Source organism: Pseudomonas lini (genome assembly GCF_964063345.1).
Lineage (GTDB): Bacteria > Pseudomonadota > Gammaproteobacteria > Pseudomonadales > Pseudomonadaceae > Aquipseudomonas > Aquipseudomonas lini_B.
Genome location: NZ_OZ061318.1, coordinates 4,139,734 through 4,166,152 on the forward strand (window position 1 = coordinate 4,139,734; position 26,419 = coordinate 4,166,152).

Consider the following 26,419-nt stretch of genomic DNA (forward strand, 5'->3'; position numbering starts at 1 on the left):
TGAGGGCGGTCCCGAAACCGGTGGCCCCCTCAAGGCTTCAGAGATTGAACAAGACGGCTTGCCGACTGACCTGCGGATTTGAGTGACAACCCATGCCAAAACGTACAGACATTAAAAGCATCCTGATTCTCGGCGCTGGCCCGATCGTGATCGGCCAGGCCTGCGAATTCGACTACTCCGGCGCCCAGGCCTGTAAAGCCCTGCGCGAAGAGGGTTACCGCGTCATCCTGGTGAACTCCAACCCGGCGACCATCATGACCGATCCGGACATGGCCGACGCCACGTACATCGAGCCGATCAAATGGCAGACCGTTGCCAAGATCATCGAGAAAGAGCGTCCAGACGCGCTGCTGCCAACCATGGGTGGCCAGACCGCTCTGAACTGTGCGCTGGACCTGGAGCGCGAAGGCGTTCTGGAGAAGTTCGGCGTAGAGATGATCGGCGCCAACGCGGACACCATCGACAAGGCCGAAGACCGTTCGCGCTTCGACAAGGCGATGAAATCCATCGGTCTGGACTGCCCGCGTTCGGGTATCGCCCACAGCATGGAAGAAGCCAACGCAGTTCTTGAGCGCCTGGGCTTCCCGTGCATCATTCGTCCGTCCTTCACTATGGGCGGCACCGGTGGCGGTATCGCTTACAACCGGGAAGAATTCGAAGAAATCTGCGCCCGCGGTCTGGACCTGTCGCCGACCAAAGAGCTGCTGATCGACGAATCGCTGATCGGCTGGAAAGAGTACGAGATGGAGGTTGTCCGCGATAAGAAGGACAACTGCATCATCGTCTGCTCCATCGAAAACTTTGACCCGATGGGTGTGCACACCGGTGACTCGATCACCGTTGCTCCGGCACAAACCCTGACGGACAAGGAATACCAGATCATGCGTAACGCCTCGTTGGCGGTACTGCGTGAGATCGGCGTGGAAACCGGCGGCTCCAACGTTCAGTTCGGCATCTGCCCGGACACTGGCCGTATGGTCGTGATCGAGATGAACCCGCGTGTATCCCGCTCTTCGGCACTGGCCTCGAAAGCCACTGGTTTCCCGATTGCGCGTATCGCTGCCAAGCTGGCGATCGGCTACACCCTGGACGAGCTGCAGAACGAAATCACCGGCGGCGCTACTCCTGCATCCTTCGAGCCGTCCATCGACTACGTCGTCACCAAGCTGCCGCGCTTCGCCTTCGAGAAATTCCCGAAAGCCGACGCACGCCTGACCACTCAAATGAAGTCGGTCGGTGAAGTCATGGCCATCGGCCGGACCTTCCAGGAATCCCTGCAGAAAGCCCTGCGCGGTCTGGAAGTGGGCGTTTGCGGCCTGGACGAGAAGCTCGACCTGAGCAACCCGGAAAGCATGAGCATCCTCAAGCGCGAGCTGACCGTGCCGGGCGCCGAGCGTATCTGGTACGTCGCTGACGCGTTCCGCGCCGGCCTGTCGGTCGAAGATATTTTCGGCATGAACATGATCGATCCGTGGTTCCTGGTGCAGATCGAAGATCTGATCAAGGAAGAAGAGAAGGTCAAGACCTTGGGTCTGGCCAGCATCGACCACGACTTGATGTTCCGCCTCAAGCGCAAAGGCTTCTCCGACATGCGTCTGGCCAAGCTGCTGGGCGTGACCGAGAAGGCTCTGCGTCGCCACCGTCACAAGCTCGAAATCTTCCCGGTCTACAAGCGCGTTGACACCTGCGCGGCCGAGTTCGCCACCGACACCGCTTACCTCTACTCGACGTACGAGGAAGAGTGCGAAGCCGCTCCGTCGGGCCGCGATAAGATCATGATCCTCGGTGGCGGTCCAAACCGTATCGGCCAGGGTATCGAGTTCGACTATTGCTGCGTACACGCGGCACTGGCTCTGCGCGAAGACGGTTACGAGACCATCATGGTCAACTGCAACCCGGAAACCGTTTCCACCGACTACGACACCTCCGATCGTCTGTACTTTGAACCAGTGACCCTGGAAGACGTACTGGAAATCGTCCGTGTCGAGAAGCCGAAAGGCGTGATCGTCCAGTACGGCGGCCAGACTCCGTTGAAACTGGCGCGTGCCCTGGAAGAAGCCGGCGTGCCAATCATCGGCACCAGCCCTGACGCCATCGACCGTGCCGAAGATCGTGAGCGCTTCCAGCAAATGGTTGAGCGTCTGAACCTGCGTCAGCCGCCAAACGCCACCGTGCGCAGCGAAGACGAAGCGATTCGTGCCGCCGCCAAGATCGGTTACCCGCTGGTGGTTCGTCCGTCCTATGTACTGGGCGGCCGTGCGATGGAAATCGTCTACGAAGAAGAAGAACTCAAGCGCTACCTGCGTGATGCGGTGAAAGTGTCCAACGACAGCCCGGTGCTGCTCGATCACTTCCTCAACTGCGCGATCGAAATGGACGTGGATGCGGTCTGCGACGGCACCGACGTGGTGATCGGCGCGATCATGCAGCACATTGAGCAGGCCGGCGTTCACTCCGGTGACTCCGCGTGCTCCCTGCCGCCGTACTCGCTGCCTGCTCACATCCAGGACGAGATGCGCGAACAGGTCAAGAAAATGGCCCTGGAACTGGGCGTTGTCGGCCTGATGAACGTTCAGTTGGCGCTGCAAGGCGAAGACATCTACGTCATCGAAGTCAACCCGCGCGCTTCCCGTACCGTACCGTTCGTGTCCAAGTGCATCGGTGTTTCCCTGGCAATGATCGCGGCTCGCGTGATGGCCGGTAAAACCCTGAAGGAAATCGGCTTCACCAAAGAAATCATTCCGAACTTCTACAGCGTGAAAGAGGCGGTGTTCCCATTCGCAAAATTCCCTGGCGTGGACCCGATCCTGGGCCCAGAAATGAAGTCCACCGGTGAAGTGATGGGCGTGGGCGACACCTTCGGCGAAGCCTTTGCCAAAGCCCAGATGGGTGCCAGCGAAGTGCTGCCGACTGGCGGTACCGCGTTCATCAGCGTGCGTGACGATGACAAGCCACTGGTTGCAGGCGTGGCCCGTGATCTGATCAACTTGGGCTTCGAAGTGGTCGCCACTGCCGGTACTGCCAAGCTGATCGAAGCAGCAGGCCTGAAAGTGCGCCGTGTGAACAAGGTGACCGAGGGTCGCCCGCACGTGGTCGACATGATCAAGAACGACGAAGTCACCCTGATCATCAACACCACCGAAGGTCGCCAGTCGATCGCCGATTCCTACTCCATTCGTCGTAATGCCTTGCAGCATAAGATCTACTGCACTACTACCATTGCTGCTGGCGAAGCTATCTGCGAAGCGCTGAAGTTCGGTCCCGAGAAGACTGTGCGCCGCTTGCAGGATCTACACGCAGGATTGAAGGCATGATCAAATACCCAATGACCGTCCAGGGCGCGAAAGCCCTGGAAGAAGAGCACGCTCACCTGACCAAGGTCGTCCGTCCGAAGCTGAGCCAGGACATCGGTACGGCCCGCGAGTTGGGTGACTTGAAGGAAAACGCCGAATACCACGCTGCTCGCGAGCAGCAGGGTATGGTCGAGGCGCGGATTCGTGATATCGAAGGCCGGATTCAGAATCAGGTCATCATTGATGTCACGACCATTCCCCACACCGGCAAAGTGATTTTCGGCACCACCGTTGAAATCGCCAACGTCGAGACTGATGAAAGCGTCACTTACCACATCGTGGGTGAGGATGAGGCTGACTTCAAACTCGGCAAGATTTCGGTGGGTTCGCCACTGGCCCGCGCCTTGATTGCCAAGGAAGAGGGTGATGTGGTCGCCGTGAAAACGCCAGGTGGCGTTATCGAGTATGAGATTGTCGAAGTTCGCCACATCTGAAAGAAGGCGCCCGCTACGTGCGGGCGCCATGCTTTGGCAGCTGACCCAAATGTTGTGGGTTGGCGGCTTGTGGCTGTTGCACATCGGTCTGCTGCCGGTGCTGGGGCGAATAGGCCTGGCACCGCTGCTGATCGACGAAATTGCAGGCATGCTGAATACGCTGATGGTGGGATTTGCCACGGCGTGTGTGGGTTTTCAGGCTTTGGTGCTGGTTCAGGCCAAGGGCCTTGCCAGTCTATGGCGCGATATTCGTGGGCAACTGCTGCTGATGGCACTGTATGGGGGCGCGATGTATTTCGCGGTCCACGTCGGCTGGCCGCACGCGGCGCATTGGCAGCTGTTCAGCTATCTTGTTCTGGGATTTTCCGGGCTGGTGCTGGTGATGCAACCGGTGCCGGGATGGAGTGTGAGGGTGCGCGAAGCACACCCTTGACCCTTGTCATCACTTGAAGCGATGGACGTTCGACAGCTGCTTGTTGACGCTGAAGTTCTTGCGGTAAATCAGTGCCATCTTGCCGATGACCTGAACCAGATCGGCTTTGCCGGCCTTGCAGAGTTCTGCAATGGCTGCCAGGCGCGATTCGCGATCAAGGATGTTGAGCTTGATTTTGATCAGCTCGTGATCCGCCAAAGCGCGTTCAAGTTCGGCTAACACACCTTCAGTCAAACCGTTGTCAGCCACAATCAAAACTGGTTTCAGATGGTGGCCAATGGATTTGTACTGTTTCTTCTGCTCTTGAGTGAGCGGCATAATCTGACCCTTTAGTCTGGATTCTGTAAAATGGCGGCCATTTTACCCGAGGGTTCGTGGATCCGCCCAATTAATCACGACCCTTATCATCGAGGTGCCCAATGGCGCGTTCCAAGACAAGCCTTGGTTGGCTGAAAAGACATGTCAATGATCCCTATGTGAAGCAGGCGCAGAAGGATGGTTACCGCTCGCGTGCGAGTTACAAGCTTCTGGAGGTCCAGGAGAAATACAAGCTGATCCGTCCGGGTATGAGCGTTGTCGACCTGGGTGCGGCGCCCGGCGGCTGGTCGCAGGTCACTAGTCGGCTGATCGGTGGTCAGGGGCGTCTGATCGCCTCGGACATCCTGGAAATGGACAGCATTCCGGACGTGACTTTCATCCAGGGTGACTTCACCCAGGACGAAGTGCTCGCTCAGATCCTTGAAGCCGTGGGTAATTCGCAGGTGGACCTTGTGATTTCCGATATGGCCCCCAATATGAGTGGTACGCCTGAGGTGGACATGCCAAAAGCCATGTTTCTATGTGAGCTGGCTCTTGATCTGGCGGCTCGGATACTCAAGCCGGGTGGTAATTTCGTGATCAAGGTGTTTCAGGGCGAAGGGTTTGATGCTTACGTGAAGGACGCTCGTCAGAAATTCGACAAGGTCCAGATGATCAAGCCGGACTCTTCCCGTGGCAGTTCCCGCGAGCAATACATGCTGGCTTGGGGCTACCGCGGCCGTAGTGAGTAAATCGAGGTTTTTTTGCGGGTCGATAGGATTTTCGTATTTCGTCCCGTGAGCATTAGCGAATATTGTGTAGAAAGTGTTTCACAAAGGGTTACAGACGGCGCCTGCCAGAGCCGTAGGTAATGTAGTAAGTTAGGCCGGTGAATATCATGCGAAGCACGCGCCATTAGCGGAGCTTGCTTCAGAGGGTAGTTAATTGAACGATATGGCAAAGAATCTGATCCTGTGGTTGATCATCGCGGCTGTCCTGGTGACGGTGATGAACAACTTCTCCAGCCCTAACGAGCCGCAGACCCTCAACTATTCCGACTTCATCCAGCAGGTCAAGGATGGCAAGGTCGAGCGCGTAGCGGTTGATGGCTACGTGATTACCGGCAAGCGCAACGATGGCGACAGCTTCAAGACCATTCGTCCGGCAATCCAGGACAATGGCCTGATCGGCGACCTCGTGGATAACCACGTGGTAGTCGAAGGCAAACAGCCTGAGCAGCAAAGCATCTGGACTCAACTCCTGGTCGCAAGCTTCCCGATCCTGGTAATCATCGCTGTCTTCATGTTCTTCATGCGACAGATGCAGGGCGGTGCCGGTGGCAAGGGCGGGCCGATGAGCTTCGGCAAGAGCAAGGCGCGCCTGCTCTCCGAAGATCAGGTGAAAACCACTTTGGCTGACGTTGCTGGTTGCGACGAAGCCAAGGAAGAAGTTGGCGAGCTGGTCGAATTCCTGCGTGATCCGGGCAAGTTCCAGCGTTTGGGCGGTCGCATTCCTCGTGGCGTGCTGATGGTTGGTCCTCCTGGTACCGGTAAAACCTTGATCGCCAAGGCGATTGCCGGCGAAGCCAAAGTGCCGTTCTTCACTATTTCCGGTTCCGATTTCGTCGAAATGTTCGTCGGTGTCGGTGCCAGTCGTGTTCGTGACATGTTCGAGCAGGCGAAGAAACACGCGCCATGCATCATCTTCATCGATGAAATCGACGCCGTCGGTCGCCACCGTGGTGCCGGCATGGGCGGCGGTCACGACGAGCGCGAACAGACACTCAACCAGTTGCTGGTAGAGATGGACGGCTTCGAAATGAATGACGGCATCATCGTCATTGCAGCGACCAACCGTCCCGACGTGCTGGACCCTGCATTGCTGCGTCCGGGCCGTTTCGACCGTCAGGTCGTGGTCGGCCTGCCGGATATCCGTGGTCGCGAGCAGATTCTCAAAGTCCACATGCGCAAAGTGCCAATGGGTGACGACGTCGCTCCGGCCGTGATCGCGCGTGGTACTCCTGGTTTCTCCGGTGCCGACCTGGCCAACCTGGTGAACGAGGCGTCGCTGTTCGCAGCCCGTGCCGGCAAGCGCATCGTCGAGATGAAAGAGTTCGAGCTGGCCAAAGACAAGATCATGATGGGTGCCGAGCGCAAATCCATGGTCATGTCCGAGAAAGAGAAGCAGAACACTGCTTATCACGAAGCTGGCCACGCTATCGTCGGTCGTGTCGTCCCTGAGCATGACCCGGTCTACAAAGTGTCGATCATCCCGCGCGGTCGTGCGCTTGGTGTGACCATGTTCCTGCCGGAAGAAGATCGCTACAGCCTGTCCAAGCGTGCGCTGATCAGTCAGATCTGCTCGCTGTATGGCGGTCGTATCGCTGAAGAAATGACCTTGGGCTTCGATGGCGTCACTACCGGTGCATCCAACGACATCATGCGTGCCAGCCAGATCGCACGGAACATGGTAACCAAGTGGGGCTTGTCGGAAAAACTTGGTCCGTTGATGTACGCCGAAGAAGAGGGCGAAGTGTTCCTCGGTCGTGGCGGCGGTGGTCAACATGCCAGCTTCTCCGGCGAGACAGCCAAGCTGATCGACTCCGAAGTACGCAGCATCATTGACCAATGCTACGGCACGGCCAAACAGATCCTTACGGATAACCGTGACAAGCTTGATGCCATGGCGGATGCCTTGATGAAGTACGAGACGATCGATGCTGATCAGATCGATGACATCATGGCGGGTCGTGCGCCTCGCGAGCCTCGCGACTGGTCTGGCGGCAGTGATACTTCCGGCACGCCTCCGGCGGTGCAGGATGGGCGTCCGGAAACACCAATCGGTGGCCCGGCTGCTGACGTATAAGGTTTGAAATGACTTTTGTTCAGTCCTCAACCCGGTTGCCTTGCGGCAACCGGGTTCTTGATTTGGCCCAGACGCATGTCATGGGCATTCTCAATGTCACTCCCGACTCCTTCTCCGATGGCGGCCAATACAGCCAGCTGGATGCGGCGCTGCGCCACGCCGAGGCGATGGTGGCGGCTGGCGCGACGCTGATCGACGTTGGTGGCGAATCGACCCGGCCGGGTGCCCGGGCGGTTTCACCGCTTGAAGAGCTCGAGCGTGTAGCGCCTATCGTTGAGCGTATCAGTCGTGAACTCGATGTGATTATCTCGGTCGATACATCCACGCCAGCGGTCATGCGTGAAACCGCAAGACTGGGGGCGGGCTTGATCAATGATGTGCGTTCGTTGCGCCGAGACGGAGCCCTGGATGCAGCAGCGGCCACCGGTTTGCCGGTGTGTCTGATGCATATGCTCGGTGAGCCGGGCGACATGCAGGACAATCCGCAGTACCAGGATGTGACGAAAGAGGTCGGTGAGTTTCTCGCTGAACGCATGCTTCAGTGCGCATCGGTAGGCATCCCTGCCGAGCGGATCATCCTCGATCCGGGGTTCGGCTTCGCGAAAACCTTGCAGCACAACTTGAGCTTGTTTAAGCATATGGAGGCCTTGCATGCCTTGGGGCGGCCCCTGTTGGTCGGGGTTTCGCGAAAGAGCATGATCGGGCAAGCCTTGAATCGGCCGGTGGGAGAACGCCTGCATGGCGGTTTAGCGCTCGCGGCACTGGCTTCAATCAAGGGGGCGCGTATATTGCGCGTCCATGATGTGGCTGAAACGGTCGACGTAGTGCGAATGATTGCTGCGGTAGAATCAGCCGAATAAGAATGATGGAGTACTTATGAGTAAAAAATACTTTGGCACCGACGGCATTCGTGGTCGGGTCGGTCAATACCCGATAACTCCTGATTTCATGCTCAAGCTTGGCTGGGCGGCAGGCATGGCATTTCGCAGCATGGGTGCCTGCAAGGTGCTCGTGGGCAAGGACACCCGGATATCCGGTTACATGTTCGAATCGGCGCTTGAGGCCGGGCTGACCTCGGCAGGTGCTGATGTGATGCTCCTGGGGCCGATGCCGACGCCGGCCATCGCCTATCTGACACGTACCTTTCATGCCGAAGCCGGCATCGTGATCAGCGCTTCGCACAATCCTCATGATGATAACGGCATCAAATTTTTCTCCGGGAAGGGCACCAAGCTTCCGGATGAAGTCGAATTGATGATTGAAGAGTTGCTCGACACCCCGATGACCGTGGTTGAGTCGAGCAAAATCGGCAAAGTATCGCGAATCAACGATGCCTCGGGTCGTTATATCGAATTCTGCAAGAGCAGCGTTCCGACCGGCACCAGTTTCGCTGGGCTGAAGATCGTGATCGACTGTGCCCACGGTGCGACCTATAAAGTGGCGCCTAGTGTGTTCCGAGAGCTGGGAGCCGATGTCGTTGTGCTTTCTGCTCATCCTAATGGCCTGAACATCAATGAGAATTGCGGTTCGACCCATATGGAGCCGCTGCAAGCTGCTGTATTGGCCGAGCAAGCCGATTTGGGTATTGCCTTTGACGGTGATGGTGACCGGGTCCAGATGGTCGATCACACCGGCACTGTCGTCGATGGCGACGAGTTGTTGTTTATCATTGCTCGCGATCTGCAAGAGCGCGGCAAGTTGCAGGGCGGTGTCGTCGGTACGCTGATGAGTAACCTGGGGCTGGAATTGGCCCTGGCGGATCTGGCAATTCCTTTTGTGCGCGCCAACGTTGGCGACCGTTACGTGATCTCCGAGTTGCTGGAGCGCGATTGGCTGGTGGGTGGGGAAAACTCAGGGCACATTGTCTGCTTCAGTCACACCACCACTGGTGATGCGATCATTGCTGCGCTGCAGGTGTTGATGGCCCTTAAGAGGCGCGTAGAAAGCCTGGCTCAGTCCCGTCAGGCGCTGCGCAAGTGTCCTCAGGTGCTGATCAATGTCCGGTTTGGCGGTGGTGCGAATCCGATCGAACATCCGACAGTCAAAGAGGCCAGTGATCGTGTGACCCAGGCGATGGCCGGTCGTGGGCGCGTACTGTTACGCAAGTCCGGGACAGAGCCGCTGGTGCGGGTCATGGTCGAGGGCGAGGACGAAACGCAGGTTCGCGGTTACGCCGAAGAGCTGGCAAAACTGGTAACTGAAGTTTCTGTCTGATTTCGGCTTGCCAGCCATGATTGTGTTGGGTAACATCTGCGCCCACTTTGACCGACGAGGTACAGCATGCGTCGCCCTATGGTAGCTGGTAACTGGAAGATGCACGGTACCCGCGCCAGCGTCGCTGAGCTGATCAAAGGCCTTAGTCATCTGGCCTTGCCTAGCGGTGTTGATGTCGCGGTATTCCCGCCTTGCTTGCATATCAATCAAGTGATTGATGGCTTGAAAGGCAAGTCGATTTCGGTCGGCGCGCAGAATTCTGCAGTGGAATCCATGCAAGGTGCATTGACTGGTGAAGTTGCGCCGAGTCAGTTGGTGGATGCAGGTTGTTCCCTGGTGCTTGTCGGGCACTCCGAACGCCGCCAGATAATGGGCGAGCAGGATGGAATGCTGATTCGCAAGTTCGCAGCGGCGCAGGCATGTGGCTTGATTCCGGTGTTGTGCGTAGGGGAGACCCTCGAAGAGCGCGAAGCCGGGAAAACTCTTGAGGTTGTCGGGCGTCAGCTTGGCAGTATCATTGAGGAGCTGGGTGTAGGTGCCTTTGCAAACGCAGTAATTGCTTACGAGCCGGTCTGGGCCATTGGTACCGGGCTGACTGCTTCGCCGCAACAGGCGCAGGATGTGCATGCAGCCATTCGCGCTCAGTTGGCGGCAGAGAATTCTGAGGTCGCGCAAGGTGTGCGGCTTCTATACGGCGGCAGCGTGAAGGCGGCCAATGCGGTCGAACTGTTCGGCATGCCGGATATCGATGGGGGGCTCATTGGTGGAGCTTCCCTGAATGCAGATGAGTTCGGTGCGATTTGTCGCGCCGCGGGAAACTGAAAAAATGCTGGAAACAGTCGTAGTCGTTTTTCATCTGCTGGGTGCATTGGGCGTAGTTGCTCTGGTTTTGCTGCAGCAGGGTAAAGGTGCGGATGCTGGCGCGTCTTTCGGAGCAGGTGCTTCAAATACTGTGTTCGGAAGCCAAGGTTCCTCTACCTTTCTTAGTAAGTTTACTGCTATACTTGCCGCCGGTTTCTTCATAACCAGCTTGGGGTTAGGTTACTTTGCTAAAGAGAAGGCTCATCAGCTGACTCAAGTAGGGTTGCCAAATCCAGCAGTGTTGGAAGTTCCAAAGCAACAACCGGCTTCTGATGATGTCCCGGTGCTTCAAGAGCAAAAGTCGGCTACTCCAGCGACTGACGTGCCTCCAGCTCAAGAGCAGAAGTAAGAAGGTTTCAAACGTAGTATTGCCGAGGTGGTGGAATTGGTAGACACGCAACCTTGAGGTGGTTGTGCCCATAGGGTGTAGGGGTTCGAGTCCCCTTCTCGGTACCAATTATCAGGAGAGCCCGCTGTTGCGGGCTTTCTTGTAGGTGGAAGGTTACATTGACCCTGTTAGGGATCGGTCGTATACTTCCGCCCCAGCTTTGTCGCGGGGTGGAGCAGTCTGGTAGCTCGTCGGGCTCATAACCCGAAGGTCGTCGGTTCAAATCCGGCCCCCGCAACCAGTTTAAGGAGCCCCTTTTCAGGGGCTTTTTGTTAGCTGGACACTTTCAACGCCGCTGTTCAACGGCGTTTCAAGGATGGGCGTTTCGCCCATTTTTTTATTTTGCACAGCATGCACATACATGCACGAGGGGGTTCAGGTGTCGAGCAAGCTAGAAGAGTTGCAGGCCTTGCTGGCCCCGGTGGTCGTGGCCCTAGGCTATGAATGCTGGGGTATTGAGTTTTCGGCTCAAGGTCGCCACTCAATGTTGCGCGTTTATATTGATAAAGAGGGCGGCGTGCTGGTGGACGATTGTGCCATCGTCAGTCGTCAGATCAGCGGTGTGCTGGATGTTGAAGATCCGATCGCCGTTGAATACACCCTTGAAGTTTCCTCGCCTGGCATGGAACGCCCACTGTTCACTATTGAGCAGTTTGCAAAATTTGCCGGTGAACAAGTGAAGATCAAGCTGCGCTCGCCTTTTGAAGGTCGGCGCAACTTTCAGGGCCTTCTGCGCGGTGTAGAAGAACAGGACGTCGTGGTGCAGGTTGAAGACCATGAGTTCCTGTTGCCGATCGATATGATCGACAAGGCCAACATTATTCCCAGTTTTGACTGAGACGCGGATCCCGCGGATCCAATGGCTTGCGAAAGGCGAGGCGTACGATGAGCAAAGAAGTACTGCTGGTTGTTGAGTCGGTATCCAATGAAAAGGGCGTACCGGCAAACGTAATTTTTGAAGCGCTGGAGCTGGCTCTGGCCACTGCTACCAAAAAGCGTTTCGAGGACGAAGTCGATCTGCGTGTGGAAATCAATCGCCACACCGGTGCTTACGAGACATTCCGTCGCTGGACGGTCGTCGAAGAAGCAGATCTGGACGATCCGGCCATCGAAACCTGGCCGAGCAAGGTTGCTGAAACGCATCCTGGTGCCAAGGTCGGCGATGTTGTCGAAGAAAAGATCGAATCCATCGAGTTCGGCCGTATTGCTGCACAGACCGCCAAGCAGGTCATCGTGCAGAAAGTTCGCGAAGCCGAGCGTGCTCAAGTCGTTGACGCCTATCGCGAGCGCCTGGGAGAAATCATCTCCGGCACCGTGAAGAAAGTCACCCGCGACAACGTGATCGTCGACCTGGGCAATAACGCTGAAGCGTTGCTGGCCCGTGAAGACATCATTTCTCGCGAAACCTTCCGGGTTGGCGTGCGTCTGCGTGCGCTGCTCAAGGAAATCCGCACCGAGAACCGCGGCCCTCAGCTGATCCTGTCGCGTACCGCGCCGGAAATGCTGATCGAGTTGTTCCGCATCGAAGTGCCGGAAATCGCTGAAGGCCTGATCGAAGTAATGGCTGCGTCCCGCGACCCGGGTTCGCGCGCCAAGATCGCGGTCCGCTCCAAGGACAAACGCATTGATCCGCAAGGCGCTTGCATCGGTATGCGCGGTTCGCGCGTCCAGGCAGTGTCGGGCGAATTGGGCGGTGAGCGTGTGGACATCGTCCTGTGGGACGATAACCCGGCGCAGTTCGTGATCAATGCAATGTCGCCGGCTGAAGTGGCGGCAATTATCGTTGACGAAGATGCCCATGCAATGGACATCGCCGTTGGCGCAGACAATCTTGCTCAGGCCATCGGTCGCGGTGGTCAGAACGTGCGTCTGGCTAGCCAGTTGACTGGCTGGACCCTGAACGTGATGACCGAATCGGACATCCAGGCTAAGCAGCAAGCAGAAACCGGCGACATCCTGCGCAACTTCATCGACGAGCTGGAAGTCGACGAAGACCTGGCACAGGTGCTGGTAGATGAAGGTTTCACCAGCCTGGAAGAGATTGCCTACGTACCGTTGGAAGAAATGCTCAACATCGATGGCTTTGACGAAGACACCGTCAACGAGCTTCGCGCTCGGGCCAAGGATCGTTTGTTGACTAAAGCCATCGCTACTGAGGAAAAGCTGGCAGACGCCCATCCGGCCGAAGACCTGCTCTCGCTTGAGGGTATGGACAAGGATTTGGCGATGGAACTGGCGGTGCGCGGCGTAATTACCCGCGAAGACCTGGCCGAGCAGTCTATTGACGACCTGCTCGACATCGACGGCATTGACGATGATCGTGCCGGCAAGTTGATCATGGCCGCCCGAGCCCATTGGTTCGAGTAATTAGGCGCGGCCTGAGGAGAGAAGTGCATGACGCAAGTCACGGTGAAACAACTGGCCGATGAGGTCAAAACACCGGTAGAGCGCCTGTTGCAGCAGATGCGTGAGGCAGGTCTGCCGCACACCGCCGCCGATGAAGGTGTGAGCGATAGTGAGAAGCAGTCTTTGCTGACTCACTTGAAGAGCAGCCACAAGGCGAAAGTGGAAGAACCGCGCAAGATTACATTGCAGCGCAAAACCACCAGCACCCTGCGTGTTGCTGGTAGCAAGAGCATCAGCGTTGAAGTACGCAAGAAGAAAGTCTTCGTACAACGCAGCCCGGAAGAAATCGAAGCCGAGCGCAAACGCGAACTGGAAGAACGTCGCGCAGTAGAAAATGCTGCACGTCAAAAGGCTGAAGAAGAAGCCAAGCGTCGCGCCGAAGAAGAAGCGCGTCGCCAGCCTGCTGCTGCGCAAACCGCTACTAACAACGCCGTTGCAGCGCCTGCTGCCGTTGCCGAGCCAGTGCGTGAAAGCGCGCCGGTTGTTGCAGCTGCACCGTCTGCTGACGTTCGCAACAAGCAGAACGAACAGCGCCGTCCGGACAAACCACGTGCCGACGATAGCAATCGTCGTGGCAGTGGCGATGGCGAGCGCAAAAACGCTCCGCATCGTGCTTCGGTCAAAGAGAAAGCGCCTGCACCACGCGTTGCCCCACGTACTACCGACGAAGAAAGCGATGGCTTCCGTCGTGGTGGTCGCGGCAAGGCCAAGCTGAAGAAACGCAACGCCCACGGTTTCCAGAGCCCAACCGGCCCTGTCGTGCGTGATGTGCAGATTGGCGAGACCATCACTGTTGGCGATCTCGCCAATCAGATGTCGGTCAAGGCTGCTGAAATCATCAAGTTCATGTTCAAACTGGGCACTCCAGCGACCATCAACCAGGTGCTTGATCAGGAAACTGCTCAGCTGGTAGCCGAAGAACTGGGCCACAAAGTGACCCTGGTCAGCGACACCGCTCTGGAAGATTCCCTGGCCGAGTCCCTGAAGTTTGAAGGTGAGACGTTCTCCCGTGCACCGGTTGTGACCGTAATGGGCCACGTTGACCACGGTAAAACCTCGCTGCTCGACTACATCCGTCGTGCCAAGGTTGCTGCTGGCGAAGCCGGCGGTATCACCCAGCACATCGGTGCGTACCACGTTGAAACTGATCGCGGCATGGTCACGTTCCTCGATACCCCGGGTCACGCTGCGTTTACCGCAATGCGTGCCCGTGGCGCCAAGGCGACCGACATCGTGATCCTGGTCGTTGCAGCGGACGACGGCGTAATGCCGCAGACCATTGAAGCGGTCCAGCACGCCAAGGCTGCCGGTGTTCCACTGGTTGTTGCAGTGAACAAAATCGACAAGCCGGGCGCTGATCTCGATCGCATCCGTAGCGAACTGTCGGTTCACGGCGTGACTTCCGAAGAGTGGGGCGGTGATACGCCTTTCGTCTCGGTATCGGCGAAAGTCGGTACTGGCGTAGACGAGTTGCTCGAAGCTGTTCTGCTGCAAGCTGAAGTTCTGGAACTGAAAGCGACTCCTTCGGCTCCTGGCCGTGGCGTCGTGGTTGAATCGCGTCTCGACAAAGGTCGTGGCCCGGTTGCAACCGTTCTGGTTCAAGACGGTACCCTGCGCCAAGGCGACATGGTGCTGGTCGGTTCGAACTATGGCCGTGTACGTGCCATGCTCGACGAGAATGGCAAGCCAATCAAGGAAGCCGGTCCTTCCATCCCTGTCGAGATCCTCGGCCTGGACGGTACCCCGGACGCTGGCGACGAGATGAGCGTGCTGTCGGACGAGAAGAAAGCCCGTGAAGTGGCTCTGTTCCGTCAAGGCAAGTTCCGCGAAGTCAAGCTGGCCCGTGCTCACGCCGGCAAGCTGGAAAACATCTTCGAAAACATGGGCCAGGCAGAGAAGAAGACGCTCAACATCGTCCTCAAATCCGACGTCCGTGGTTCGCTGGAAGCGTTGAACGGTGCCTTGAACGGCCTGGGTAACGACGAAGTGCAAGTGCGTGTTGTCGGTGGCGGTGTCGGTGGTATCACCGAGTCCGACGCCAACCTGGCACTGGCCTCCAACGCTGTACTGTTCGGCTTCAACGTGCGTGCCGATGCTGGCGCTCGCAAGATCGTCGAGCAGGAAGGTCTGGATATGCGTTACTACAACGTGATCTACGACATCATCGAAGACGTCAAGAAAGCCCTCACCGGTATGCTGGGCAGCGATGTTCGCGAGAACATCCTGGGTACCGCTGAAGTGCGTGACGTGTTCCGTTCGCCGAAGTTTGGCGCGATCGCCGGTTGCATGGTTATCGAAGGTGTTGTTCACCGTAACCGTCCAATCCGTGTGCTGCGTGAAGACATCGTTATCTTCGAAGGCGAGCTGGAATCCCTGCGCCGCTTCAAGGATGACGCTTCCGAAGTACGTGCCGGCATGGAATGCGGTATCGGCGTGAAGAGCTACAACGACGTCAAAGCTGGCGACAAGATCGAAGTCTACGAGAAGGTTCAGGTTGCTCGCAGCCTCTAACTCGCGCACTTCAAGGGCCACGATGAGCCGCCGCATGCAGATGCGCGGCGCAACGTCCGGACTCTAAACGCAACGCCCGGTCTGGCTTTTGTCAGGCCGGGCGTTTGCCGCTTTCAGACCCCTCGGGTTTCACCGTGGGGCAGTAACAGGTAACAAGACATGGCAAAAGAATACAGCCGTACCCAACGTATCGGCGATCAGATGCAGCGTGAGCTGGCACAGCTGATCCGTCGTGAAGTAAAAGACCCGCGCGTCGGCCTGGTCACCATTACCGCTGTTGAAGTCAGCCGTGACGTCGGTCACGCCAAGATCTTCATCACCGTGATGGGTCAGGACAACGCTGAAGACATCGCGCAAAGCATCAAGGTGCTCAACGCAGCCGCAGGTTTCCTGCGCATGCAGTTGGCTCGCGAAATGAAGTTGCGCAGCGTTCCGCAGCTGCACTTCCATTACGACGAGAGCGTCGTGCGTGGCGCGCATCTGTCTGCCCTGATCGAGCGTGCGGTGGCTGAAGACAATCAGCACCCGGTAGCGGCTGAACCCGAAGACGCCAAGGAGTAATCGGTGGCTCAGGTCAAACGTATCCGTCGTAACGTCAGCGGCATCATCCTGCTCGACAAGCCGTTGGGGTTCACCTCCAACGCGGCGTTGCAGAAGGTCCGCTGGTTGCTCAATGCCGAGAAGGCCGGGCACACCGGCAGTCTTGATCCGCTGGCCACCGGCGTGCTGCCGTTGTGCTTCGGTGAGGCCACCAAGTTCTCGCAATACCTGCTTGATTCCGACAAGGCTTATGAAACCCTGGCGCAACTGGGCAAGACCACCACCACGGCCGATGCCGAAGGTGAAGTTTTGCTGGAGCGCCCGGTGACCGTTGGTCGCGCCGATATCGAAGCTGTGCTGCCGAAATTTCGTGGGCAAATCAGTCAGATACCGCCGATGTACTCGGCGCTCAAGCGTGATGGCCAGCCGCTGTACAAGCTGGCCCGTGCAGGCGAAGTAGTGGAGCGCGAACCGCGTTCTGTTACTATTGCGCGCTTGGAATTACTGGCCTTTGAGGGTGATACTGCGCGGCTTGCAGTGGATTGCAGCAAAGGCACCTATATCCGCACCCTGGTGGAGGATATCGGTGAGCAACTCGGTTGTGGCGCTTACGTCGCTGAATTGCGACGTACCCAGGCCGGGCCTTTCACGCTTGCACAGACCGTCACTCTGGAAGAGCTTGAAGCGGTACATGCCGAAGGCGGCAACGAAGCGGTCGACCGCTTCCTGATGCCATCGGACAGCGGCCTGCTGGACTGGCCACTGTTGCATTTCTCGGAGCACAGCGCGTTCTACTGGCTTAACGGCCAACCGGTCCGCGCCCCGGATGCACCGAAGTTCGGCATGGTACGGGTACAGGATCACAACGGTCGCTTCATCGGTATCGGTGAAGTGAGCGAAGACGGGCGCATCGCGCCGCGTCGACTGATTCGGTCAGAATGACCGAAACCGGCCTGTGTAACAGCAGGCCGGCGAGTGTGGCTGTTAACAGGCACGGTCACTACTCATTTATAGATACAGGGATTTGTCCCTGGCCTGTTGAAGCTGTTTCCTTGAAACAGTTTCCTGATAAAAGGATTGCCTCATGGCTCTCGACGTTCAAGAAAAAGCTCAAATCGTAGCTGACTACCAGCAAGCTGTTGGTGACACTGGTTCGCCAGAAGTGCAAGTTGCACTGCTGACCCACAACATCAACAAACTGCAAGGTCACTTCAAGGCCAACGGTAAAGATCACCACTCCCGTCGTGGTCTGATCCGCATGGTAAACCAGCGCCGTAAGCTGCTGGACTACCTGAAAGGCAAGGATCTGGGTCGTTATCAGGCTCTGATCGGTCGCCTGGGTCTGCGTCGCTAATAAGCGATTGCGCTAGAGGTTGGTTGTCTGTCGTGCGTCAGTGGGTTTCCCGCTGGCGCATGGCAGGCTCCCAGCCTCAAGTTTTATCTGGATATACGTTTTACCCTGGACAGGCGTTGGGCCGATTCCCGACATTGCCCAAGAATTTCGCAAGAAGACAAGTTCCCCAAGAGCCACAAAAGAAGGTAGGACACCGTGAACCCGGTAATCAAAAAATTCCAGTTCGGTCAGTCGACCGTTACCCTCGAGACTGGCCGTATCGCCCGTCAGGCCTCCGGCGCAGTATTGGTCACCGTTGACGACGACGTCAGCGTATTGGTGACTGTTGTCGGTGCCAAACAAGCCGATCCAGGCAAGGGCTTCTTCCCTCTGTCCGTTCACTACCAGGAAAAGACTTACGCTGCCGGTAAGATCCCTGGCGGTTTCTTCAAGCGTGAAGGCCGTCCTTCCGAGAAAGAAACCCTGACTTCCCGACTGATCGACCGTCCGATCCGTCCGCTGTTCCCAGAAGGCTTCATGAACGAAGTGCAGGTTGTCTGCACCGTCGTTTCCACTAGCAAGAAGACCGATCCGGACATCGCTGCGATGATCGGTACCTCGGCTGCCCTGGCCATCTCCGGCATTCCTTTCGATGGCCCGATCGGCGCTGCCCGCGTTGCGTTCCATGAAAGCACCGGCTACCTGCTGAACCCGACTTACGAACAACTGAAAGCTTCGAGCCTGGACATGGTCGTTGCCGGTACTTCGGAAGCCGTGTTGATGGTTGAATCGGAAGCCAAAGAGCTGACCGAAGACCAGATGCTGGGCGCTGTACTGTTTGCTCACGACGAGTTCCAGGTGGTGATCAACGCCGTCAAGGAACTGGCCGCTGAAGCTGCCAAGCCAACCTGGACCTGGGCTCCACAGCCAGAAGCCACCGCTCTGTTGGGTGCTATCCGCGCCGAGTTCGGCGAAGCGATCTCCCAGGCTTACACCATCACCGTCAAAGCCGACCGTTATGCACGTCTGGGCGAGCTGAAAGACCAGGTTGTTGCCAACCTGTCCGGTGAAGAAGGTCAGCCGACTTCCGCTGAAGTCAAAGCGGCTTTCGGTGAAATCGAATACCGCACCGTTCGCGAAAACATCGTTAACGGCAAGCCACGTATCGACGGTCGCGACACCAAGACCGTACGTCCGCTGAACATCGAAGTCGGCGTTCTGCCAAAGACCCACGGTTCGGCACTGTTTACCCGTGGCGAAACCCAGGCCCTGGTAGTCGCGACTCTGGGTACTGCCCGTGACGCACAGCTGCTGGATACCCTGGAAGGCGAGAAAAAAGACCCGTTCATGCTGCACTACAACTTCCCTCCGTTCTCGGTAGGTGAGTGTGGTCGCATGGGTGGTGCTGGTCGTCGCGAAATCGGTCACGGCCGTCTGGCCCGTCGTTCGGTTCAGGCCATGCTGCCTGCTGCCGACGTGTTCCCGTACACCATTCGTGTTGTGTCGGAAATCACCGAGTCCAACGGTTCGAGCTCCATGGCTTCGGTCTGCGGTGCTTCCCTGGCTCTGATGGATGCCGGCGTTCCGATGAAGGCACCGGTTGCCGGTATCGCCATGGGTCTGGTTAAAGAAGGCGAGAAATTCGCTGTCCTGACCGACATCCTGGGCGACGAAGATCACCTCGGCGACATGGACTTCAAAGTAGCGGGTACCGCCAAAGGTGTTACCGCGCTGCAGATGGACATCAAGATCAAGGGCATCACCGAAGAAATCATGGAAATCGCTCTGGGCCAAGCCCTGGAAGCGCGCCTGAATATCCTCGGTCAGATGAACCAGATCATTGGCCAGTCGCGTACCGAGCTGTCGGAAAACGCTCCGACCATGATCGCGATGAAAATCGACACCGACAAAATCCGTGATGTCATCGGTAAAGGCGGCGCGACCATTCGTGCGATCTGTGAAGAAACCAAGGCTTCGATCGACATCGAAGACGACGGTTCGATCAAGATCTTCGGCGAAACCAAGGAAGCGGCTGAAGCGGCACGTCAGCGCGTTCTGGGCATCACCGCAGAAGCCGAGATCGGCAAGATCTACGTCGGTAAGGTTGAGCGCATCGTCGACTTCGGCGCATTCGTCAACATCCTGCCGGGCAAGGACGGTCTGGTTCACATCTCGATGCTGAGCGATGCTCGCGTTGAAAAAGTGACCGATATCCTGAAAGAAGGCCAGGAAGTGGAAGTACTGGTACTGGACGTGGACAACCGCGGCCGTATCAAGCTGTCCATCAAAGACGTAGCAGCAGCCAAGGCTTCGGGCGTTTAAACACCCCCGCGTCTGACCGCTTCATCGTTATAAAAAATGCCCCGCCGTGAAAACGGCGGGGCATTTTTTTGTGTACAGGAAAGTAACTGAACATGAACTTTCTGTGGCGAGGGAGCTTGCTCCCGCTGGGTTGCGAAGCGACCCTGATGTATTACGGCAGGCCACTGCGTGTACCGGTTTACGGCTGCAGCGCAGCCGAGCGGGAGCAAGCTCCCTCGCCACAAGTTGCTGGTCTCCGATCCTGATGCTAGGTTTAGCCCACCGCCCGTGTAGCTCAGCCGGTAGAGCAGCGCACTCGTAACGCGAAGGTCGCAGGTTCGATTCCTGTCTCGGGCACCATTCTCTTCTTCACTTCACCTTTCTGCTCAGGTCCTCGACAGTGCGTTTGAGCTGATCCATCGCGCGATCCTGATCGCTGATCTCCCGTTTGAGATTGGAGATTTCGCTGTTACTCGAGCTTGAGCTGGAGCCGCTGTTGCGCTTTAGCTCTTCCACTTGTTTGCCAAGGTTGTTCAGATCGCGTTCCTGTTCATTGACCGTGCGCTTGAGATCGTCAATCTCCTTGCCGCTGGAGTTTGAACTGGAACCGCTGTTGCGTTTGAGTTCGTCGATCTGACGGGCCTGCTCACTGATGGTGCGCTTCTGGCTTTCCAGTTCGGTGGCATTGGCCTTCACGGTTTTTTGCAGGTTTTCCAGATCATCGATGCTGACGCTGGTTCTGACGAGCGTGTCTTTACCGAATGAGTTGTGGAGAGCCGAGATTTTGTCGGAGTACAACGAAGGGTCAGAGGTGACTTCGACAGCCGCTTGGGCGGCACTGGCCAATGTCAGGCAGGAGAGCAGCAGGGTAGCGGTGGCAAGCTGGGCAGACAAAAGCTTCGAAAAACTGTGCATCACTGGAGTTCCTTGTGAAGTGCTGATATGGCACATCGCTATGACTTGGGATTTCGACTTATGTTCCCAAGGCCTCCTGCACCTTATGCTCGTGGCTTTTTGTGGAATAGATGTAAAGACCCGTGTGAATCCTCGACAAAACATCCTATATTCGTTGTCTGCATGAGCATCGCCCAGCAGTTTTCAGATGATCCCGAATGGTTCTGAAGGCCAGACAAACCGGGCTTCTAACGGTTTTTTGCGTCAGAGAGATCCTTGATGATCCAGATCCATCTTCCATTCCCCAGATCAGCGAGAACGCCATGACCGTTAAAGAATTGACCCAAGAAGCCAGACACGAAGAAGCGCTTAAAAAGTACGTGCTGGACGCGCCCCAGTTGCTGGAAGAGATCAAGGACTTGCCCGCCGACGATCAGAAAGACCAGATCCAGTGGGCGTTTGAGGATGAGGCGGAAGCTCAGGGCTTGCAGCCGTGGGAGCTGACGCTCAAATACACGAGCACGCCGGAGGAGTTCGAGGCCAAGCGTCTGGAACTGCACAAGGAGGCGGCCGAGGTATTGGGCGTCGAGTGGGAAGAGTACTGCGAGATGAATAATCTGGTGGTCTAAAAAAAATGCCAGCCTTTATCAGGCTGGCATTTTTTTATCAAAGGCGTGATCAGATACTCAGCCGCATCGACAGGTCCACAGCCTTCACATCCTTGGTCATCGCACCAATCGAAATATAATCCACGCCGGTTTCGGCGATTGGCAGCAACGTGCTTTCGTTGATACCGCCGCTAGCCTCCAGTTTTGCCTTGCCGGCGTTCAGGCGCACAGCTTCGCGCATGTCATCCAGGCTCAGTTCATCGAGCATGATGATGTCGGCACCCGCCGCCAGTGCTTCCTTCAGTTCCGCCAGGCTTTCCACTTCGATCTCCACCGGTTTGCCCGGGGCGATCTTGTGCGCGGCTGCGATAGCCTCAGGGATGCCACCACAGGCGGCGATATGGTTTTCCTTGATCAGGAAGGCGTCATACAGACCGATACGGTGATTGTGGCAACCGCCGCAGGTCACGGCGTATTTCTGGGCCAGGCGCAGCCCCGGCAAGGTTTTGCGGGTGTCGAGCAACTTAACCTGGGTCTCGGCGACGAAATCGGCCAGGTACTGTGCGCGAGTGGCCACGCCGGAAAGCATTTGCAGAAAATTCAGTGCGCTGCGTTCACCCGTCAGCAGCGAGCGCGCCGGGCCTTCGAGATGGAATAGCGCCTGATTGGGTTTCACCCGTTCGCCGTCGCGCACCTGCCAATGAACGGCAACCCGTGGGTCCAATTGCCGGAAAACCGCGTCGACCCACGCGGTGCCAGCAATGACAGCCTCATCGCGGGTGATGATGGTGGCTTTGGCCAGGCGTTCGGCCGGGATCAGTTGCGCGGTGATATCGCCGCTGCCGATGTCCTCGAGCAACGCACGGCGCACGTTGGCTTCGATTTCGGCGGTCAAATCGGCGAGACGTAGATTCGGCATAACGGGCTCCACAAACAAAGTGGCCCGATTATAGGGCCATGGTGCGAGGCAACCCAAGGCATCAACGGCCATTCAATTGTTCGCAAACCTGCATTTGGTCGATTCGCGCCAGCAATCGGTGTTAAGCAAGGGGCTCCCTCATAGCGTCTATTTCTTGGGGGAGCGCAGAGTCTGCTGGCACAAGGGGAGTCTTTTGCAGATAATTCGCCTTGCATTTGACGTCATAGCTTTGACGTAACTCTGGATTCCTGATGATTGAATGACAACGGGTGGTGACTGTCCCCGTTGAGCGTCGGCTGTATGGCCTGCGTACTCGATCTTTCTTACCGAACCGAACCGAAGAATCACCGTTTCAGGAGGCTTGGATGCACATCGACGGGAATGTAGTGCCTTTGCACAAGGCCGCTACCGACCAGGCGATTCACTCGCCGCTCGCCCGCCTGCCCGTGATTCTGCTTCAGGTTCGCGACAAGGCCGCTCAACAGCTCAAGCAAGGTTTGCAGGAGTTGTTCGATAACGCCGACGACACCCTGTTCGAAATGGCCGATCGGGCCCGAAACAACGTCGAGCAAAACATCTTCTTCGAAGCCATGCGTGATTTGCGCCTCAAGCGCAAAAGCATCGAACGCGGATTTCTCGAGCAATTCTTCGAGGCCTTCGTCAGCCTTGCGCAGTACGACATTTCCCAAGCTGCCTTGCCCCGGGCATTGGCTTTCGATGCCTCGGCGTCGATGCCCAATGACGACATGGAGCGCAACGTGGCGGTGGAGGCCATGGTCGGCAAAGTGCTCAATCGCGACGGTTTCGCCCTCGACCAGCTCACCGCCCGACTCAGCACACTGTTGAGCAAGACGCTGGTCGAACAGCACAACCCCCTGGGGCCGACGCTGCTCTGTGAGTATTTCTTGCAGGCCGGGCGCAACCTGGGCATGGAGATCAAGGTCAAGCTGATCATCCTCAAGCTGTTCGAACGTTATGTGCTCAGCGATGCTGATCAGCTCTACGCCGAAGCCAATCAACTGCTGATCGCCACCGGCGTGCTGCCGGACCTCAAGCCCGCCCCGGCGCGGCGTGCCGCCGATCGGGCGGCTGCCAGTGTTCGTGCTGACCCCGCCGAAACAAGCGTGCGGACTGGCAATACGCAGATTGACGAAGGCGTGCAGGAAGTCTTCGCCGCATTGCAGGAGTTGCTGTTCCACGTGCGTGGCAGTGTTGCGCCGACCCTGGAAGTCAGTGCCCAGACCCAGCCTATTTCTACCCGCGACCTGCTGCGCCTGCTTTCGCATTTGCAGCAATACGTGCCGACGCTGGCGGCTCAGGACGACTTCGATCTGCGTAACCAGCTCGAACAACTGCTGACCCGGGGCAGCGTCAAAAGTGGCAAGTCGCGCGTGGTCGGGGTGGCCGACGAAGACGTGATCAACCTGATTGCCATGCTCTTCGAATGCATCCTCGATGACCGCAATCTGCCGGACTCGCTCAAGGCGCTGATCGGCCGTTTGCAGATTCCGATGCTGAAAGTCGCGGTACTCGACAAGAGCTTTTTCAGCCGCAGCAGCCATCCCGCCCGGCGTTTACTCAACGAAATCGCCGCTGCGGCCATGGGCTGGGGCGAGTGCGATGACCGTGAGCGCGACAGCCTGTACCTGCGCATCGAGCAAGTGGTGCAGCGCTTGTTGAATGACTTTGTCGATGACCCGGCGATCTTTTCCGAGTTGCTGGCGGATTTTCTCGCCTTCACCAGTGACGAACGCCGTCGCAGCGAATTACTCGAGCAGCGTACCCGTGACGCCGAAGAAGGCCGAGCCAGGACCGAATTGGCGCGTCAGCGCGTCGAGCAGGCGCTGAACCAGGCGTTGGTGGGCAAGGTGCTGCCGCACAGCGTGGTGGCGTTTGTCCAGGAGGCCTGGAGCAAAGTGCTGTTGCTGACCTGCCTCAAGCAGGGTGATCAGTCCGCCGAATGGCATGCCGATGTGCAGACCATGGCGCAATTGATCTGGAGTGTGCAACGCCATGACGAACCTGACGCGAGCCTGCGCTTGTTGTCGCTAGTGCCGGGGTTGCTCAAGTCGTTGCGCGATGGCTTGAACCGTTCGGCATTCGACCCGTTTGCCACCGGCGAGTTTTTCAGCGAGCTGGAAGTTTTGCACCTTCAGTTGTTCGAACGCCCAGACCAGAAAAGCACGACTGTTGACGCACCGATGATGGTCGAAGTGCAGCAGGAAATCGTGCTTCGCACCGCTGACGAAGGCCCGGTCGAAATGGCATCGATGCGTTTGCCGGAGGGCGATATCGCTCTGCTTCAGGTCGATCAGCTGCACCTGGGTTGCTGGGTCGAGTTTCAGGAGGACGAGGAAAACACCCTGCGCTGCAAGCTGGCGGCGATCATTGAAGCCACCGGCAAGTACATCTTCGTCAACCGTACCGGGATGAAAGTGCTGGAGCACAGTCGTACCGGTCTGGCCCTGAAGTTTCGGCGTGGCGCGGTGCGAACGCTGGACGACACCTTGCTGTTCGACCGGGCGCTGGAGTCGGTGCTGGCCAACCTGCGGCGCATCAATCGCGGCAAGTGATCGCGCGCCGAGGGTCTATCGCGGCATACTGGGCACCAACACAGTCGTCGTTGAAGGAACCTGTATGCAGTTGGACCCCGCGAGCGGTTGGTGTCAGGGCGTGCGCATATGCCCCTCGCCCAACTTCAATGCGCGCCCCGAGGGCGAAATTTCCCTGCTGGTGATCCACAACATCAGTCTGCCGCCCGCGCAGTTTCTGACCGGCAAGGTGCAGGAATTTTTCCAGAATCGCCTGGATGTCACGGAACATCCCTACTTTGCAGGGATCGCCGACCTGCGGGTGTCTGCACACTTTTTGATCGAACGTGACGGCACCGTCACTCAGTTTGTCTCCTGTCTAGAGCGCGCCTGGCACGCTGGCGTCTCGTGTTTCGAAGGACGGGACACCTGTAACGATTTTTCCGTGGGCATCGAGCTTGAAGGCACGGATGATCTGCCGTTCACCGACGCCCAATATCAAGCGTTGACGGCCCTGACTTTACAGCTGCAAAGCGCCTTTACGGGTATCACCGCACAACGCATCTGCGGGCATAGCGATATTGCACCCGGGCGCAAGACTGATCCGGGACCGGCGTTTGACTGGGTACGCTATCGCGCGGCTCTGACAGAAGCCGCTCTGGAAAAAAAGGAGCAACAATGAGTTTTCTGGTGCTGCTATTGGCGGTGTGGATCGAAAAGTTCTCGGCCCTGCGCCATCGGGTTCAACGTGATGGCGGTTGGGTGCGCGAGCTGAACAAGCTTGAAGCCAGCCCCCGCATGACAAACCGTCCGTGGCTGATACTGGTGGTGCTGGTGTTGTTGCCGGTGGCGCTGCTGGGTTTGCTGTTGGTGGTGCTGGAGCCGGTAGCCTACGGTTTGCTGGCGTTACCGGTGCACCTGCTGGTGGTGATTTACAGTCTGGGCCGAGGTGATCTGCTGGCTGGCCTCGGGCCGTTCCGCGATGCCTGGCGCCGGGAAGACCTGCAAGCCGCCGCGCATGTGGCCAAACGCGATTTGAACATTTGCGCTGACAACGGCGAGCAACTGCTGGAGCGAGTTGAAGGGCATCTGCTGTGGCAGGCCTATCAGAGCTTTTTCGCGGTGATCTTCTGGTACTTCCTGCTGGGCCCGGTTGCTGCGTTGAGCTATCGATTGCTGGCGCTGGCCGAGGAACACGGGCAGAACCCGGCCGTGGTCGAGCGAGCAGCACAGCTACGTCATGCGTTCGATTGGGTACCGGTGCGACTGCTGGCGGCGAGTTTTGCGCTGGTCGGCAACTTTGTCGCGGTCGGCCGGGTGATGCTGCACGAGCTGCTGAACTGGAACATCAGCGCCGCCCAACTGATCGAGAAGGTCGGCTTGGTGGCCGGTGAAATTCCGGCGCCGGTGGTCGGGCCGGACGGCATCAACAGCCTCGACCGGATCTGGGAACTGCTGCTGCGCGCGGCAGTGCTTTGGTATGCCGGGTTTGCGTTGTGGACTGTTTTGTCATAATCCACAACACATGTGG

At 57.6% G+C, this 26,419-nt stretch carries 23 protein-coding genes and 3 tRNA genes; 23 read left to right on the plus strand and 3 right to left on the minus strand.

Annotation, left to right across the window (positions count from 1 at the left end; all coding sequences use genetic code 11):
- The first annotated feature begins 92 nt into the window (after positions 1–92).
- The 3 genes from carB to AB3226_RS18640 are packed head-to-tail and all read left to right on the plus strand — an operon-like array spanning position 93 to position 4,220.
- Positions 93–3,314: a carbamoyl-phosphate synthase large subunit gene (gene carB / locus AB3226_RS18630; protein WP_038978902.1), complete on the plus strand. Its 3,222-nt coding sequence runs from the start codon at positions 93–95 to the stop codon at positions 3,312–3,314.
- Positions 3,311–3,787, plus strand: coding sequence for a transcription elongation factor GreA (gene greA / locus AB3226_RS18635; RefSeq protein WP_010463507.1), 477 nt, complete (start codon positions 3,311–3,313; stop codon positions 3,785–3,787). Before carB ends, greA begins: the two co-directional genes overlap by 4 nt.
- Before the next feature lie 28 nt (positions 3,788–3,815).
- Complete coding sequence (locus tag AB3226_RS18640; protein WP_367374127.1) at positions 3,816–4,220, plus strand: MFS transporter; 405 nt, start codon at positions 3,816–3,818, stop codon at positions 4,218–4,220.
- 9 nt (positions 4,221–4,229) lie between these two features.
- Here the strand turns inward: AB3226_RS18640 and AB3226_RS18645 are convergent, their stop codons facing one another.
- On the minus strand, positions 4,230–4,538 hold the full coding sequence (locus AB3226_RS18645; protein ID WP_007900503.1) for a YhbY family RNA-binding protein: 309 nt from the start codon (positions 4,536–4,538) through the stop codon (positions 4,230–4,232).
- A gap of 101 nt (positions 4,539–4,639) precedes the next feature.
- Between AB3226_RS18645 and rlmE the strand changes: the two genes are divergently transcribed.
- From rlmE to AB3226_RS18725, 16 genes are all read left to right on the plus strand, one after another.
- Positions 4,640–5,269, plus strand: coding sequence for a 23S rRNA (uridine(2552)-2'-O)-methyltransferase RlmE (gene rlmE, locus AB3226_RS18650; RefSeq protein WP_007900501.1), 630 nt, complete (start codon positions 4,640–4,642; stop codon positions 5,267–5,269).
- Between the two features lie 202 nt (positions 5,270–5,471).
- The gene (ftsH, locus tag AB3226_RS18655; RefSeq protein WP_030128083.1) at positions 5,472–7,382 is read left to right on the plus strand and encodes an ATP-dependent zinc metalloprotease FtsH; all 1,911 of its coding nucleotides are present in this window, start codon (positions 5,472–5,474) and stop codon (positions 7,380–7,382) included.
- A gap of 8 nt (positions 7,383–7,390) precedes the next feature.
- The gene (folP, locus tag AB3226_RS18660; RefSeq protein WP_367374128.1) at positions 7,391–8,242 is read left to right on the plus strand and encodes a dihydropteroate synthase; all 852 of its coding nucleotides are present in this window, start codon (positions 7,391–7,393) and stop codon (positions 8,240–8,242) included.
- A gap of 16 nt (positions 8,243–8,258) precedes the next feature.
- Entirely contained in the window at positions 8,259–9,596 is a 1,338-nt protein-coding gene (gene glmM / locus AB3226_RS18665) for a phosphoglucosamine mutase (protein ID WP_367374129.1), read from the plus strand.
- Between the two features lie 66 nt (positions 9,597–9,662).
- A complete protein-coding gene (gene tpiA, locus AB3226_RS18670; protein ID WP_367374130.1) occupies positions 9,663–10,418 on the plus strand; it encodes a triose-phosphate isomerase in 756 nt (251 codons plus the stop codon).
- A gap of 4 nt (positions 10,419–10,422) precedes the next feature.
- Complete coding sequence (secG, locus tag AB3226_RS18675; RefSeq protein WP_017336473.1) at positions 10,423–10,806, plus strand: preprotein translocase subunit SecG; 384 nt, start codon at positions 10,423–10,425, stop codon at positions 10,804–10,806.
- A 21-nt stretch (positions 10,807–10,827) separates the two neighbouring features.
- Positions 10,828–10,913 (plus strand) — tRNA-Leu (locus AB3226_RS18680).
- A gap of 96 nt (positions 10,914–11,009) precedes the next feature.
- A tRNA-Met gene (locus AB3226_RS18685) sits at positions 11,010–11,086 on the plus strand.
- 138 nt (positions 11,087–11,224) lie between these two features.
- Complete coding sequence (gene rimP, locus AB3226_RS18690; RefSeq protein ID WP_010463487.1) at positions 11,225–11,683, plus strand: ribosome maturation factor RimP; 459 nt, start codon at positions 11,225–11,227, stop codon at positions 11,681–11,683.
- Positions 11,684–11,730: 47 nt separating this feature from the next.
- The gene (nusA, locus tag AB3226_RS18695) at positions 11,731–13,212 is read left to right on the plus strand and encodes a transcription termination factor NusA (protein WP_008057419.1); all 1,482 of its coding nucleotides are present in this window, start codon (positions 11,731–11,733) and stop codon (positions 13,210–13,212) included.
- Positions 13,213–13,239: 27 nt separating this feature from the next.
- Positions 13,240–15,762: a translation initiation factor IF-2 gene (gene infB / locus AB3226_RS18700; protein ID WP_367374131.1), complete on the plus strand. Its 2,523-nt coding sequence runs from the start codon at positions 13,240–13,242 to the stop codon at positions 15,760–15,762.
- Positions 15,763–15,921: 159 nt separating this feature from the next.
- Positions 15,922–16,323 (plus strand): 30S ribosome-binding factor RbfA, encoded by a 402-nt coding sequence (gene rbfA, locus AB3226_RS18705; protein WP_122595202.1) that lies wholly within the window; start codon positions 15,922–15,924, stop codon positions 16,321–16,323.
- Between the two features lie 3 nt (positions 16,324–16,326).
- A complete protein-coding gene (gene truB / locus AB3226_RS18710) occupies positions 16,327–17,244 on the plus strand; it encodes a tRNA pseudouridine(55) synthase TruB (protein WP_008067213.1) in 918 nt (305 codons plus the stop codon).
- Positions 17,245–17,386: 142 nt separating this feature from the next.
- Positions 17,387–17,656 (plus strand): 30S ribosomal protein S15, encoded by a 270-nt coding sequence (gene rpsO, locus AB3226_RS18715; RefSeq protein ID WP_003176135.1) that lies wholly within the window; start codon positions 17,387–17,389, stop codon positions 17,654–17,656.
- A 195-nt stretch (positions 17,657–17,851) separates the two neighbouring features.
- A complete protein-coding gene (pnp, locus tag AB3226_RS18720; protein WP_052965657.1) occupies positions 17,852–19,957 on the plus strand; it encodes a polyribonucleotide nucleotidyltransferase in 2,106 nt (701 codons plus the stop codon).
- 263 nt (positions 19,958–20,220) lie between these two features.
- Positions 20,221–20,296: transfer RNA gene (locus tag AB3226_RS18725), tRNA-Thr, on the plus strand.
- Between the two features lie 9 nt (positions 20,297–20,305).
- Here the strand turns inward: AB3226_RS18725 and AB3226_RS18730 are convergent.
- Positions 20,306–20,851 (minus strand): hypothetical protein, encoded by a 546-nt coding sequence (locus AB3226_RS18730; protein ID WP_367374132.1) that lies wholly within the window; start codon positions 20,849–20,851, stop codon positions 20,306–20,308.
- A gap of 302 nt (positions 20,852–21,153) precedes the next feature.
- Here AB3226_RS18730 and AB3226_RS18735 point away from each other — a divergent pair, with 302 nt between their 5' ends.
- Complete coding sequence (locus tag AB3226_RS18735) at positions 21,154–21,459, plus strand: DUF6388 family protein (protein WP_258620015.1); 306 nt, start codon at positions 21,154–21,156, stop codon at positions 21,457–21,459.
- Between the two features lie 49 nt (positions 21,460–21,508).
- Here the strand turns inward: AB3226_RS18735 and nadC are convergent, their stop codons facing one another.
- Positions 21,509–22,357, minus strand: a complete 849-nt coding sequence (gene nadC, locus AB3226_RS18740) for a carboxylating nicotinate-nucleotide diphosphorylase (RefSeq protein WP_367374133.1) — start codon at positions 22,355–22,357, stop codon at positions 21,509–21,511.
- 365 nt (positions 22,358–22,722) lie between these two features.
- On the opposite strand from nadC, the gene AB3226_RS18745 reads away from it, so the two are divergent.
- The 3 genes from AB3226_RS18745 to ampE all read left to right on the plus strand — a co-directional run bounded on the left by AB3226_RS18745 (position 22,723) and on the right by ampE (position 26,403).
- Positions 22,723–24,930 carry a DUF1631 domain-containing protein gene (locus AB3226_RS18745; RefSeq protein WP_367374134.1) on the plus strand — a complete coding sequence of 736 codons (2,208 nt, stop codon included), beginning with the start codon at positions 22,723–22,725 and terminating at the stop codon, positions 24,928–24,930.
- A gap of 64 nt (positions 24,931–24,994) precedes the next feature.
- Positions 24,995–25,570, plus strand: a complete 576-nt coding sequence (gene ampD / locus AB3226_RS18750; RefSeq protein WP_367374135.1) for a 1,6-anhydro-N-acetylmuramyl-L-alanine amidase AmpD — start codon at positions 24,995–24,997, stop codon at positions 25,568–25,570.
- Positions 25,567–26,403, plus strand: a complete 837-nt coding sequence (ampE, locus tag AB3226_RS18755; protein ID WP_367374136.1) for a regulatory signaling modulator protein AmpE — start codon at positions 25,567–25,569, stop codon at positions 26,401–26,403. The genes ampD and ampE overlap by 4 nt, the downstream gene beginning before the upstream one ends.
- Positions 26,404–26,419: the final 16 nt, after the last annotated feature.